This window comes from Bacillus sp. 05T22 (assembly GCF_056396765.1).
Map to the genome: position 1 here is coordinate 38,079 of NZ_JBFTMC010000029.1, position 13,300 is coordinate 51,378.

Genomic DNA, 13,300 nt, shown 5'->3' on the forward strand with positions numbered 1-13,300 from the left:
ATTACATAAAATGAAACCTTAATTAGTGGCGGCCTCATTCCACACTGATTATTAGCCCTCACCAATCGGGCTTTTAGGGGATAAAAATAGGCTCGACCTTTTCTTTTACACCCATAAAAGAAAAAGCAAGCCTTCTTAACAAACTTACGGAAAATGAACCGATTTTACATGTTGAATATTTAAATATACTTTTTCATCACGCGCCTTGATCAATTCAATATGACCATCTTCAATTTTCGTCATCTTCCCAATTTTATTTGAATGTTCGCCTAAATCAAACACCATAATTTTTCCTGCCATTTTGATTAGTTGTTCTTCAAATGTTCTAGCTAGTGTAATATTTAATGGATTAACTGGAAGCTCATTTTTATTGAGGGAATACGGAATTTGATTTTCTTGATAGGGGATTAACCATTTTAGATGTTTTAAAGAAATATATACTGTTTTGTACACAGGGCTATAGAATACTAAATAATCATTCATAACACTTGCAACATAACCATGAATAGGATAACCACCAACTACATAAATCTCCGTAAAAATCCCTTTAGATGTGCTCAGTACTTTTCGAAGGGAAATTGACGGTGACTCTCTTTTAATAACAGAATCTGTTTCTGGCTTTTGTATTTCGGTCACAAGACTCGCCATAAATTTATAATATTGTATATGATATAAGGAAATATAGATGTAGTCTTTCCCATCATAAATAACAACAATATCATTGCCTACATCAATTAATAATCCTTTAAACCTTTTCTCGCCAATTAATTTAACATAGATATGTTCTCCAATATTTTTGCTTAGTTCGTTCATCTGTATCCTCCTTTCTCCAAAGCGTAACTTCCTCTTTATCTCTCATTCACATGTAGCTAAAAAAGAATAATAGGGAGCTAAAACATGTATGCAAAGTGATACAATGCTCTCTTTCTATCTGTATGAATAGTAGAGGGGGACATTTAGACTATAGTAAAATAATAGCAATTGAACAAAAAACATTCGCCACTACCTATTCCATACTGCCCCCTCTTATTTATCAAACATTACTCTTCTTCATCTTTATTGGTTTTAACGATTTGATTGACGTTTTTAATGTGAAAGTTAATAACGTAAATTACCTCATCGCGGTTCACTAATGTAACGTATTCTTCATTTACATCACTTAATAAACCTTCTACGCTTTCTGGACCACCGCGATTAATTTTGACCCATTTATACTTAAGACTACCTAGTATCTCTTGAAACGTTGCACCATCCGCATAGGATTGCTCAATAAAATAAGGATTTAACTCTATCTCTTTTGCTTTTTTTACAACACCCTTTACATGCTTCTGTTGATAATAAATGACCTCTCCTGTATTTCCTTGCAGAACAAGATAATCATCACCTACTGCCAGCAACACACCTGTACGGCTTTCTGGTCCACCAAGGTTTACTTTTACACCTTGATAAACCAAGCTTTTTATTTGATTTTCAGGAAATATATTTTCCAATTTCATCCCTCCTTCCCCTCTTTTGTTATTATTTGGATCGATTATATCGACTTGATTGTTTTGTTGCTCTTGCTCTTGAATATTGAACATATGCTGTCTGATCGGATTGTTGGTTATTTGACTGATAGTCATCTTCTTCTAGTGCTTGCAGACCATAATTCATACTTTTAATATGGAAATGTGGAATCTGTACAACTTCCTCTTTTACAATTAATGTCACATATTCATAAGAAACATCTTGTAGAATTCCTTCAATCTTTTCTGGGCCGCCGCGGTTAATTTTCACCCAACGATACTTTAAATTTTGAAGCAAACCTTGAAAATCTTCACCTTGTGCAAATGTTGGTAAAACTCCAATGTCTGCAGCAACATCTTTCGCATTTTTTGTAATACTTTTTAGATGTTGAAACTGATAATAGTAAAACGTTCTGTTTTCACTCAATAAAATAAAATGATCCGAATACACTGCGACCACTGTACCTTTTTGAGACTCTGGTCCACCTCGATTCACTCTAACACTCTCTCCAATCAATCCATACAACAAATCACTACTAATCGTGCTCATGAGAAAACCCCTTTCATTGTTTTATAAGTCGTTTGCACTGATAGTATATGTATCTGTACAGGTTACGTTCTCTATGACTGTCCCATTATATAAAAATATGTTTTTAACACGGGGGTACATCTATCCAATATGTATATCTCTGATGTACAAAAGACTAACATGGCTTCTATCAATACCCAGCATGTCATTAGCCGCCATTTATGCACACAATTTTACTATTTCATCATAAAAAAATACCGCTTCAAGATACTTATCCTACAGATCTTGAAACAGTATTTATAAAGTGAAACTTTACTTAGTAGAGGATTTTTCATCCTCCACTAGTATTAGCCCTCACCAATCGGGCTTTTACGGGCAGTTTATTCTCCACCTAGCTTCTTTACTTTTGTTGAAATTAAAGTGGGAATATTACTGCCCACAAATAGCAGGATAAAAATGATTCTGTATCATTTTTCATAGAGTACTACGCTATAGGCCCATGAGTTTTAATCTTCGTCTTTTACATCCATATCCTCTGGAATTGGCTCATTTAATATTTCTTCTACTAACTGTTTATATTTTTCCATTTGCTCTAAATGCGTATTGAACTGTTCTTTATTCAGCAAATATTGCTCACCGTCATACACGGCACGAATTCGTTTTTGCTGAACTAGTTCTTCAATGTAAGATTCCGGAAGATTTAAATATTCTGCTGCTTCTTTTACCGTTATATACAATTGTTTCATTCCCTTATTATTTTTTATGTCTACATTATTATAAAAGATTTTTATAAATAAAATAAAAAGATTTTGTAAATACAAATCAAAAAGCAGGTAGATGCATTCCATATATTGTATAATAATATAGTAAGTATTAAAAAATATAGATGGCATTTATCCATTTACACAAAGGAGAGTTAAACATATGGCTACTCGTCACATCATTACAATGTTAGAGCAATCATTACAAACTGAAACAACAAATACTGCTTCTCAGCTTTCTAAAGCTTTACCAAAAAGAATCATTGAACAAACAAAGGCTGCAAATGAAAGCGTAAACTATAATACAATTGGAGAATGGTATAAACATCATTTCATATTTCAACAAGACGATTTTCTTTGGGCTAAATATGCTTACTATGATGCATACTGTGAAGCGTTACAAAACCAGGGGCATCTTACAAAACGTGTACGTCACATACTAGAATCTTTGGCTAGAAAACACGGGAAACAATATATTGCCTCTGTGCAAAATAAGCACTTTCCTGATCAGTACGCACAAGGAACAGCATAATTTTCCTTGTCTATAAAAAATATAAACCCCCAAAAAAGATTTACAAGTCAAATGTTCACGTCTTTTACATGTATTCTCTTCTCAAAATACATGTAAAAGACGTGAACTGAAGAAACCGGTGTAATACAAATCAGAAAAAAGATAGTAAACAGATAAACACCCAGCCTACTTCCTTACTTAATAAAGATGGGAAAGTAACTGGGTGTTTATCTATTAAAAAGATACTTATTTCAAATCTCTCATAATTCATTTACATATTCTTCTCTATTTATTTCTTTCCACTCTTTAAACTTCTCAACACTACCCATTATTTCATCATTTGCTTAATAAGTTCTCGGTTACGTTGTTTGAAAACATCATTATGAGAAGAGACCATTCCATATTCACTCGCATCTGGTTGGATAAATTGTTTTGCTTTATTTACAGCGTTTCCAGCATCTTGGAAAGCACCAGCTATTAAGTGCAATTTGCCCTCATGCTTTAAAATATCTCCAGCAGCATATAGCCCTTCTATTGAAGATTCACTGTTCGCACTCCCGGCAATAAAATAATTATCAACGATTTCAACATTTAGTTCACTATTTTCCAATAATGTCATATCACGTTCATACCCATGATTAATAATGACTTCGTCAATAGGTAAATGAGAAACTTCACTTGTTTCATGATTCGTTAACTCAATATATTCAATTGCTTCGTGATTATCATCAGCCATCAACTTTGTAATCGACGTATTAAAGAGACAATCCACTGAACTATTCATAAGCTGAGTAACTTGTGCTTCATGACCAGCTAAGGTATCTTTTCTATATGTTAAATAAACCTTTTTCGCAATGGGCTCTAATTCATTTGCCCAATCGATCGCTGAGTTTCCTCCACCTGAAATAATTACAGTCTTATCTTTAAAACTCTTTAAAGATTTGACAGTATAATTTAAATTTGATACTTCAAACCTCTCTGCACCTTCAATTGCTAACTTTTGTGGTTTTAATATTCCACTTCCAGTAGCTACAATAACTGTTTTTGAAAAATGCTTTTGACCAGAGAAAATTGTTAGCACAAAAACTCCCTCTTCATTCCGAGTGATTGACTCTATCTTTTCATTCAACACTACTTCTGGATGAAATGTTAACCCTTGCTCCACAAGCTGCTCAATTAACTGCGCTCCAGTAACTGGCGGCAGTCCCCCGATATCCCAAATCATTTTTTCTGGATAAACGTGTATCTTTCCACCTAACTGTGGTTGAAATTCAATTATTTTTGTTTTCATCTCTCTTAGTCCACTATAAAACGCTGAATAAAGCCCTGCCGGACCTCCTCCAATCACGGTCACATCAAATAATTCTTCTGGATTCATTTATGTTCACTCCCCAGCTATCAAATACAATTGATTATCATTCTCAATAAAATATAACCTTTTTCCTTCAGGTTTTCAATCAAAATAACTATTGACAATAAAAAAATATAAAATTATATTATTAAAGAATCGATATTGATAATCATTATCGTTTTGTAAACTATTAACAAATTTGTAGGGGAAATAGCGGCTCGTTTATTTATAGATCACTCAAGTATTTTATTATAATAAATCTCGATATCAAGATTTATAAGATTCCTTAACTACTAAGTGCACGACATCTATCCCGTTAGAAAGCTATATAAAAAAGGAGAAAGAAAAAATGAAAAAGTTATTCATTTCACTTACAGTTCTATTCGTACTCGTTATGAGTGCTTGTAGCAACGGTTCGACAGATCAGAAAAACGATTCAAATGCAAAGGGAAGCAAATCAGAAACAATTACATACCAATCTGAGAATGGTAAAGTTGAAGTTCCTGCAAATCCAAAACGCGTTGTTGTACTATCATCATTCGCAGGTAACGTAATGTCTTTAGGTGTAAACCTTGTTGGTGTAGATTCATGGTCTAAAATGAATCCGCGTTTTGAGAATAAATTAAAAGATGTTACAGAAGTATCTGATGAAAATGTTGAAAAAATTATCGAATTAAATCCAGATTTAATCATTGGTTTATCAAACATTAAAAATATCGATAAGTTAAAGAAAATCGCTCCTACTGTAACATTCACATATGGAAAAGTTGACTACTTAACACAACATTTAGAAATCGGTAAACTACTAAATAAAGAAAAAGAAGCAAAAGCTTGGGTTGATGATTTCAAAAAACGTGCTGCTGCTGCAGGAAAAGATATTAAAGCAAAAATTGGTGAAGATACAACCGTTTCTGTTATTGAAAACTTTGACAAACAAATCTATGTATTCGGCGATAACTGGGGCCGTGGAACAGAAATCCTGTATCAAGAAATGAAATTAAAAATGCCGGAAAAAGTAAAAGAAAAAGCGTTAAAAGATGGCTACTATGCATTATCTGCTGAAGTTCTACCTGAGTATGCTGGGGATTACTTAATTATAAGTAAAAACAACGATACGAATAATTCATTCCAAGAAACAGAATCGTACAAAAACATTCCAGCTGTTAAAAACAATAAAGCATTTGAAATAAACGCGAAAGAATTCTATTTTAATGATCCAATCACATTAGATTTCCAACTAGATTTCTTCAAGAAAAGCTTTCTTGGTAAATAACACAACAATGAGGAATTCTTATTTAAAGAATTCCTCTTCCTTTATTCTATGAAAAGAAAAGATGTGAAACTAATGACAAAAGACAATCTACGTTCCACTTCCTTTGTATACAAGCTCATTTTAGGAACCATTGTGTTCTTTATTATATTTATGGCTGCCATGGTATTTGGCGCAGCAGATACCACTATAAAGGATGTATGGATAGCGCTTACTTCTAATGCTAATGGAGAAAAGTTCTCCATTATCCGTGAACTTCGCTTACCACGTGAAATTGCAGCCATTTTTGTTGGAGCTGGGCTCGCTGTTTCTGGTGCGATTATGCAAGGTATAACGCGAAATCCACTCGCTGATCCAGGATTACTCGGGCTAACTGGTGGTGCCAACGCTGCCTTGGCAATTACACTTGCCCTTATTCCTTCTGTAAACTATTTTTATATAATGATTGCTTGTTTTATCGGTGCTGCTATCGGCGCCATTATGGTTTTCGGAATTGGTATGATGAAAAAAGGTGGGCTTTCTCCTCTTCGTATCGTACTTGCTGGTGCCGCGGTTTCAGCATTTTTAGTCGCGATTTCAGAAGGCATCGGGATTTATTTTAAAATCTCACAAGATGTATCCATGTGGACTGCCGGGGGCATAATCGGAACATCATGGAGCCAATTACAGGTCATTGTTCCAGTTATTTCAATCAGTATATTCATTGCAATCTTATTTTCAAAGAAATTGACGATTCTTAGCTTAAGCGAAGAAGTAGCAATAGGACTCGGTCAAAAAATCATCGTCATTAAAATCATTCTTTTTATTGTCATCATTTTACTCGCTGGTGCTTCTGTCGCACTTGTTGGAAACATGGCATTTATCGGTTTAATGATACCTCATATGGTCCGCCCTATTGTCGGACCTGACTATCGATTTGTTATACCGATGTCTGCTATTGCGGGTGCTTCTTTTATGCTATTAGCTGACACACTTGGACGCACAATTAACGCTCCTTATGAAACACCAATAGCTGCCATTGTCGCAATCGTAGGCTTACCATTCTTCCTATTCATCGTACGTAAAGGAGGAAGGTCGTTCTCATGATTCAACAAGCTAAAAAACAACGAGTAATCGTACTTGCCTTACTCCTGCTTATTGCAGCAACCATTACAATTGGAATGGGCTTAGGAGCAGCTTCATTGTCCTATGATAGACTGCTACCTACACTTTTTGGCCAAGGTACATTTAAAGAAGAATTTATTTTATTTTCTCTTCGATTACCACGAATTGTGATTACACTATTAGCTGGTATGGCACTTGCCTTATCAGGAGCTATACTACAAGGTATAACGCGTAATGATCTAGCCGAGCCTGGTATTATCGGTATTAACTCAGGGGCAGGCGTTGCAGTTGCCCTTTTCTTTTTATATTTTCCAATAGACGCAGGCTCATTTGTTTACTTCCTGCCAATTGTGGGATTTATCGGTGCCTTTCTTACAGCTTGTCTCATCTATGTATTTTCATATAGTAAAACTGCTGGGCTTCAGCCAATAAGATTGACACTAACAGGAATTGGATTTGCATTCGCACTTTCTGGAACGATGATTGTTCTCATTTCATCTGCTGAACGTGCAAAAGTAGACTTTATCGCAAAATGGATTGCCGGAAACATTTGGGGAGATGACTGGGTTTTTGTTCTCGCCCTTCTTCCATGGTTAGCTGTACTCATTCCATTTACTCTCTATAAAGCAAATCGCTTAAATCTCCTTGCTTTAAACGAGCATGTAGCAATTGGTGTTGGTGTCGCACTCGAAAAAGAACGCCGCTCACTCCTTATAGTAGCCGTTGCATTAGCAGCTTCTGCCGTTTCAGTCACAGGAGGAATTGCCTTTATCGGACTTATGGCTCCTCACATCGCAAAATCTTTAGTCGGGCCGAGGCATCAATTATTTCTTCCTGTTGCCATTTTAATTGGGGGATGGCTATTGTTACTTGCAGATACAATTGGTCGTCATATTGTAGAGCCAAGTGGAATTCCAGCGGGGATCATGGTTGCTTTGATTGGTGCTCCTTATTTTATGTATTTGTTACTTAAGAAATAAAAATAAAATCCCTTGAGAATCGATTTGTTCTCGAGGGACTTTTTCTATTTATTAATTCTATTGTTGCCCATACCCATCAAACTTCTTCGCCAATCTTGCCATCTCTTCCTCTGGCAACAATTTTGGCTCTCCAATGCACTTCGTTTGATAATAAATTTGCGCGCAAAATTCAATTTCCTCCGCAACAGTAAACGCCATTTTTATATTGTTCCCACCGGCCATTAAGCCGTGATTAGCAAGTAAAACCGCACGGCGATCAATCATTCCTTCAAAAGCCGCTTCTGCTAGTTCCTTTGTTCCGAATGTTTCATACGGCGCACAACGTACATTCGGCCCTGCGAAAGCAATTAAGTAAGATACTGCGGGAAGTTCCCATCCTAATGATGCTATTGTTTTTGCGTAAGGGGAGTGCGTGTGAACAAGTGCGTTGATGTCCTCACGCTTTCTATAATAAATAAGGTGCATATCTAGTTCACTAGAAGGCTTTCTATCACCTTCCACAATTTCACCATCTAAATTCAATATAGCTACATCTTCAGGCACTGTTTCAAAATAATCTAAACCACTTGGACTTATTGCAATAAGACCTTGTTCACGATTAAAAATACTAATATTACCCCCAGTCCCCTTTGTTAATCCGCTAGCGATCATTTTCTTTCCATACGCTACAATCTCTTCTCTTTCTTTTTGTAGTAACATATATATACATCCCCCTTGGTGTGAACCTTGTGACGACTAGTTTGCTAGAATAATGGGTGTACCATATTCTTTATAGCTGTTAATACATTCTTGCTGCAGTGGTGTCAACGGTATGAGCTCATCTGTAATAATTTTTGTAATACCCTGTTTATCACAAACCTTATAGAAAGCAACCTTTCCGAGCTTCGTATGATCTGCTAAAACAATGACTTCATTCGATTTACTAAGCATCGCTTAAATATGAAACATCCACGTGCTCCCTTTGTTCAAGCATCTCAATGATTTTATTTCTTCTCTCTACCGGTGAATTAGACATGATAATCGGTCCTCTTTTTAGTTATTTTCTTATATGTCTAATATACATAAGCAATTTTCTATATAAACCCATCCTGATTTTTCAACATATAAGTCGCTACTACGAAGAACAAAAGATGATCGCTACTTGTTTTCTCTCTGTTTTCACTTGGCATGGGGCAGGAAGAGGACCTGACCGCTTCTATGCATGGACAGGCGCTCTCTCCCACCTAAAAAGAAAGGTTTTAAATCGTTTTTCCAATTTGTACTTATATAAAGTGAAATTTCCATTTCCTATCGTGTTTTTTAGGGATAACTCCTTTTTGGTTTTCACATATAAGTTACTGCTATGAAAACAACACATGATCTGCACTCGTTTTCTCTCCCTGTTTTAACTTGGTATGGGGCAGAATGAGGCTCTGGCCGCTTCTATGCATGGACGGACGCTCTCCCCCATCTAAAAAGAAAGGTTTTATATCAGTTTTTCAATTTGTACTTATATATTTCATAATTACTAAAATAACTTTCTTAAATTCTCGGTAAATGGAGCCCTAACAATTCCCTTTTCCGTAATAATTGCTGTTACATTCTCATGYGGTGTTACATCAAACGCTGGATTATATACTTTACTTTCTTTTGGAGCTGAATATTGCCCAAAGCGGTTAATCACTTCAGAAGCATCACGCTCCTCGATTGGAATCTCCTTACCTGTTGGTGTTTTTACATCAATTGTCGGAGTCGGTGCTGCAACATAAAATGGAATGTTATAATATTTCGCTAAAATGGATACACCAAGCGTTCCAATTTTATTTGCCACATCACCGTTTGCCGCTACACGATCGCAGCCAACAATAACTGCATCAATTTTTCCTTGTGACATAACCATTGCCGCCATATTATCCGTAATGACTGTTACATCAATCCCAGCTCGCTGAAGTTCTAGTGCTGTTAACGTAGATCCTTGTAATCTAGGACGTGTCTCATCAGAATAAATCTTTAAATCCCATCCCTTTTCTTTCGCTAGGTACATCGGCGCTGTTGCAGTACCATATTTCGTTGTTGCTAACGCACCTGCATTACAATGCGTTAGTACACCCATGCCATCTTGGAACAATGTTAATGCATATTCCCCAATTTGGCGGTTAATCTCTTCATCTTCTTTATGAATTCCTTTTGCTTCCTCTAATAACCTATTTTTCAAATCAGCGATAGATAAATGGGAATGTTCTTTTGCCGCATTTTCCATTCTCTCAAGTGCCCAAAATAAGTTCACCGCTGTCGGTCGAGATGTCGCTAAGTACGTGCAGACTTTATTTACTTCTTCTATAAATGACTCCACTGAATCTTCGGATGTCTCTTTTACACCTAAATACACACCGTAAGCTGCTGAAACACCAATCGCCGGTGCCCCGCGTACTTTCATTACTTGAATGGCATCCCATACACCCTCAGCTGTTGTAAAAGATTCATAGACTACCTCATTCGGTAATAGAGTTTGATCTAATAAAACTAAAGCATCATCTTTCCACTGAATTGGTATTAATTGCTCTGTCATCATCTTCTCTCCTTACTTTGCACTATGGACAGACTGCTCTTTTAACGTTTGTAAAAAACTAGCGCCTGTTTTATATTCATTTGCTCGTAAAATAAACTTCTTCGCTGCCTGTAAACAAATCCGTTCTGCTCTCGCCCGAGCTTCATCACTTGAAATCGATGTAATATCTTTCACCTTTGCTAATCCAACAATGCGGCGAATCAACTCTAAACCCGTCACAACCGCTGTATCCACTAACACAGATTGCAAATACCAACAATCAAAGCCAGTTTCCTTTGCCATAATCTCTGTTACATGCGTGCTCCACGCTTCTAAAAACTTCTTCTTAAACAAGTCGATTACATCTATAATCGTAGACTCCAGCCAACTCATATAGGTATCTTTTTCCACTCCATCAACCATCGCTACATCTGCATTCACCCAAGCAAATATTAAATTTGCCATCACATTCCCAACGTCATATCCCATCGGACCATAGAAAGCAAATTCTGGATCAATGACCTTTGTAGAATCCTTTCGTACAAACACAGAGCCAGTATGTAAATCACCATGAAGTAGTGCCTGCGCATTCGTCATAAACGAAAACTTAAGCTTCGCTACTTCCATACGAAGTGCTTCATCTCCATATATATGCTCCCGAATCCAACCTTCATTTAACGAAAACAACTCATTGCGCTTGTTATGATCTGTAAATGGCTCCGAGTACACAAGATCCTCTGTAATCTCACATAACTCTGGATTGATATAATTCTTCACAAGTTCCTTTTTCTCCTTATGATTCATCACTACATCAGATGTTAATAAAAGCGTGTTTACCATGAAAGTAGTTAAATCATCCGCAAGCTTTGGAAACATTTGATGGTTAATCAGTGCCGTCCGTAAAATTGTATGGTCTGATAAATCTTCCATCACACAGCAATTCATCATGCTATCAAATAAATATACATCTGGTACAAGCTCAGGTGCCAGCTTCCCCTCTAACTGTAAAACGTTTGATTCAATGCGAATTCGATTCGTAGACAACTTAAACTCATCTGAAATACGCGCCGTATCTCCGGCTTGCTTCACAATGACAGAAGTTCCTTTCCCCTTATCCCAAACACGAAACACATAATTTAAATTGCCATCCCCAATTTCCTTGCACTGCAAATCTTTTGCGTTTTCAAACATTGGTAACTTCTCTTTCACATACTCAATAACATTATTAGCTTCCATTAAAAAATACTCTGTGAACTTAGACATGGTTTCTCCCTCCACACTAAATGTAAGCGTTTTCTAAAAGCCGCAAAAATAATAGATTGAAAGTATTTTTTCAATCTATGTTATATGTTCTTTTTGTATCATATTTTGTTTGAACCGAACATCTAGTTTTTATTATAGCTTGTTGGGGATGGGAGTCAATGTTTTCCTATATGAAAACGAGAAGCTACTTTTGTATTTTAAGATCTTCTTGCTTCCTTTTTATTTAATACGCTTTATCCCCTATCAATCTTACATAATGAGCAAAGTTCAAATATCCTGTACTTCATTATGTTTTATTTATGATACGATTCACCGTATTTAATTCTAAATACTCACTGACATTTACTATTTATCTTTTTACTCCTTCTAGCTTCTCAATCCATAAATCAAAAACCTCTCGTTCCCATTCCGCTCATACACCCCAGGCAATCTAACTTCCTCTTTCAATTCAAATGCCGTTTGATTCTCTAAGAAAAAGATATAATCTTCCGATGGATAATATAAAATAATCTCTATTTCTCTCTCTACTTCCTCCACCGAAAGCAATATATTATTGATTACATTCATAAACACTTGCACTGAAAATGGATTAAAGAAATAAAATCGATTGTCACGCGGATCAATCTCATATTCTTGCGCTAAGCAGCATTGAAATTGAATTTTATCTTTACTATTTCTCGATTTCTTTGCATAACGTTCTAAATTTCCCATTGCTTCTTTGTAGAACATCTCGTTCATTTCTATTCCAACAGCTGACGCACCACATGCATGATGAATATAGAAATTCAGCCGGCCTTTTCCGCATCCAAAATCAACAACTCGCTCACTGCTGCTTAGTTCATATTGATTAAATAATGTTTCCAATGCGCTATATGGCGTCGGTTCATAACGGTGGTAGTGCAACGACTTGTTGAATCCCTTTTGTTCTCCTACTGTTTTTATATTTAGTACTGCATCATAATATTGTTCGTTCATGTATTCACCCTACTCTCTACAAAAAGAATTTTGATACAATCCAGACTCTTTTCGATTTTCCGTCTTTTATTTTCTACGGAAATGTTCAAAATTACATGCGATCCAATTTTATCATATGAATCAATTTCATAATTTCCAATTCTAATATACCAAGGGTTTTGAGGACACAAAAAGGAGTACCATTCCAAATTCTTGTATAATGCGAATAACGACACCAACCAAAAACAAGAAAAGCAGTTAACTCCCTCTATGCCTATTATATGATTTAGAGCTAATAAGACGATTCCAAACGATTTTTTCTATCTTGACCATCGAACCCCCTATTGAAAGTACTTCAAAATCTTATCTTGATGGCGATGCTATGATCCTTCTAATAGTAAAAGTTATACAAAGAAAAAAGCCTTATCTTAAATTGAAGTGAACCCCGAAAACGGGACACATATCAAAACACCTAAACCATCTGTTCCCTATATTCTTTAGGGGATAGGTGGTTTAATTTTTCTTGAATTCGCACACAATTGTAG

The 13,300-nt window shown here is 35.9% G+C and carries 15 protein-coding genes; 4 read left to right on the top strand and 11 right to left on the bottom strand.

Features of this window, described 5'->3' with window-relative positions; translation table 11 throughout:
• Nucleotides 1-144: 144 nt before the first annotated feature.
• The 4 genes from AC1DIT_RS11875 to AC1DIT_RS11890 all read right to left on the bottom strand — a co-directional run bounded on the left by AC1DIT_RS11875 (nucleotide 145) and on the right by AC1DIT_RS11890 (nucleotide 2,780).
• Nucleotides 145-813 (bottom strand): LSm family protein, encoded by a 669-nt coding sequence (locus AC1DIT_RS11875; protein ID WP_016112887.1) that lies wholly within the window; start codon nucleotides 811-813, stop codon nucleotides 145-147.
• A gap of 227 nt (nucleotides 814-1,040) precedes the next feature.
• Nucleotides 1,041-1,496: a hypothetical protein gene (locus tag AC1DIT_RS11880; RefSeq protein ID WP_016112886.1), complete on the bottom strand. Its 456-nt coding sequence runs from the start codon at nucleotides 1,494-1,496 to the stop codon at nucleotides 1,041-1,043.
• A gap of 22 nt (nucleotides 1,497-1,518) precedes the next feature.
• A complete protein-coding gene (locus AC1DIT_RS11885) occupies nucleotides 1,519-2,055 on the bottom strand; it encodes a hypothetical protein (RefSeq protein WP_016112885.1) in 537 nt (178 codons plus the stop codon).
• Between the two features lie 485 nt (nucleotides 2,056-2,540).
• Nucleotides 2,541-2,780 (bottom strand): helix-turn-helix domain-containing protein, encoded by a 240-nt coding sequence (locus AC1DIT_RS11890; RefSeq protein WP_077295014.1) that lies wholly within the window; start codon nucleotides 2,778-2,780, stop codon nucleotides 2,541-2,543.
• Nucleotides 2,781-2,958: 178 nt separating this feature from the next.
• Between AC1DIT_RS11890 and AC1DIT_RS11895 the strand changes: the two genes are divergently transcribed.
• Nucleotides 2,959-3,327 (top strand): hypothetical protein, encoded by a 369-nt coding sequence (locus AC1DIT_RS11895; protein WP_016112883.1) that lies wholly within the window; start codon nucleotides 2,959-2,961, stop codon nucleotides 3,325-3,327.
• Nucleotides 3,328-3,634: 307 nt separating this feature from the next.
• Here the strand turns inward: AC1DIT_RS11895 and AC1DIT_RS11900 are convergent, their stop codons facing one another.
• Nucleotides 3,635-4,684, bottom strand: coding sequence for an NAD(P)/FAD-dependent oxidoreductase (locus tag AC1DIT_RS11900; protein ID WP_016112882.1), 1,050 nt, complete (start codon nucleotides 4,682-4,684; stop codon nucleotides 3,635-3,637).
• A 322-nt stretch (nucleotides 4,685-5,006) separates the two neighbouring features.
• Here AC1DIT_RS11900 and AC1DIT_RS11905 point away from each other — a divergent pair, with 322 nt between their 5' ends.
• Genes AC1DIT_RS11905 through AC1DIT_RS11915 form a run of 3 tightly spaced genes read left to right on the top strand, consistent with a single transcriptional unit; the run spans nucleotide 5,007 to nucleotide 8,011 of the window.
• The gene (locus AC1DIT_RS11905; RefSeq protein WP_016112881.1) at nucleotides 5,007-5,930 is read left to right on the top strand and encodes an iron-hydroxamate ABC transporter substrate-binding protein; all 924 of its coding nucleotides are present in this window, start codon (nucleotides 5,007-5,009) and stop codon (nucleotides 5,928-5,930) included.
• A gap of 48 nt (nucleotides 5,931-5,978) precedes the next feature.
• Nucleotides 5,979-7,013: a FecCD family ABC transporter permease gene (locus tag AC1DIT_RS11910; RefSeq protein WP_016132325.1), complete on the top strand. Its 1,035-nt coding sequence runs from the start codon at nucleotides 5,979-5,981 to the stop codon at nucleotides 7,011-7,013.
• On the top strand, nucleotides 7,010-8,011 hold the full coding sequence (locus AC1DIT_RS11915) for a FecCD family ABC transporter permease (RefSeq protein ID WP_016112879.1): 1,002 nt from the start codon (nucleotides 7,010-7,012) through the stop codon (nucleotides 8,009-8,011). The genes AC1DIT_RS11910 and AC1DIT_RS11915 overlap by 4 nt, the downstream gene beginning before the upstream one ends.
• A 57-nt stretch (nucleotides 8,012-8,068) precedes the next feature.
• Here AC1DIT_RS11915 and AC1DIT_RS11920 read toward each other — a convergent pair whose 3' ends face one another.
• The 6 genes from AC1DIT_RS11920 to AC1DIT_RS11945 all read right to left on the bottom strand — a co-directional run.
• Nucleotides 8,069-8,710 carry an L-fuculose-phosphate aldolase gene (locus AC1DIT_RS11920; protein ID WP_016112878.1) on the bottom strand — a complete coding sequence of 214 codons (642 nt, stop codon included), beginning with the start codon at nucleotides 8,708-8,710 and terminating at the stop codon, nucleotides 8,069-8,071.
• 36 nt (nucleotides 8,711-8,746) lie between these two features.
• Nucleotides 8,747-8,941 (bottom strand): DeoR/GlpR family DNA-binding transcription regulator, encoded by a 195-nt coding sequence (locus AC1DIT_RS11925; RefSeq protein ID WP_033670964.1) that lies wholly within the window; start codon nucleotides 8,939-8,941, stop codon nucleotides 8,747-8,749.
• 577 nt (nucleotides 8,942-9,518) lie between these two features.
• Nucleotides 9,519-10,559: an S-methyl-5-thioribose-1-phosphate isomerase gene (gene mtnA, locus AC1DIT_RS11930; RefSeq protein WP_033670960.1), complete on the bottom strand. Its 1,041-nt coding sequence runs from the start codon at nucleotides 10,557-10,559 to the stop codon at nucleotides 9,519-9,521.
• A 12-nt stretch (nucleotides 10,560-10,571) separates the two neighbouring features.
• Entirely contained in the window at nucleotides 10,572-11,801 is a 1,230-nt protein-coding gene (gene mtnK / locus AC1DIT_RS11935; RefSeq protein ID WP_016112875.1) for an S-methyl-5-thioribose kinase, read from the bottom strand.
• 366 nt (nucleotides 11,802-12,167) lie between these two features.
• On the bottom strand, nucleotides 12,168-12,776 hold the full coding sequence (locus AC1DIT_RS11940; protein WP_016112874.1) for a class I SAM-dependent methyltransferase: 609 nt from the start codon (nucleotides 12,774-12,776) through the stop codon (nucleotides 12,168-12,170).
• Between the two features lie 451 nt (nucleotides 12,777-13,227).
• A partial coding sequence (locus AC1DIT_RS11945) for an IS3 family transposase (protein ID WP_375337733.1) occupies nucleotides 13,228-13,300 on the bottom strand: 73 nt, incomplete at its 5' end.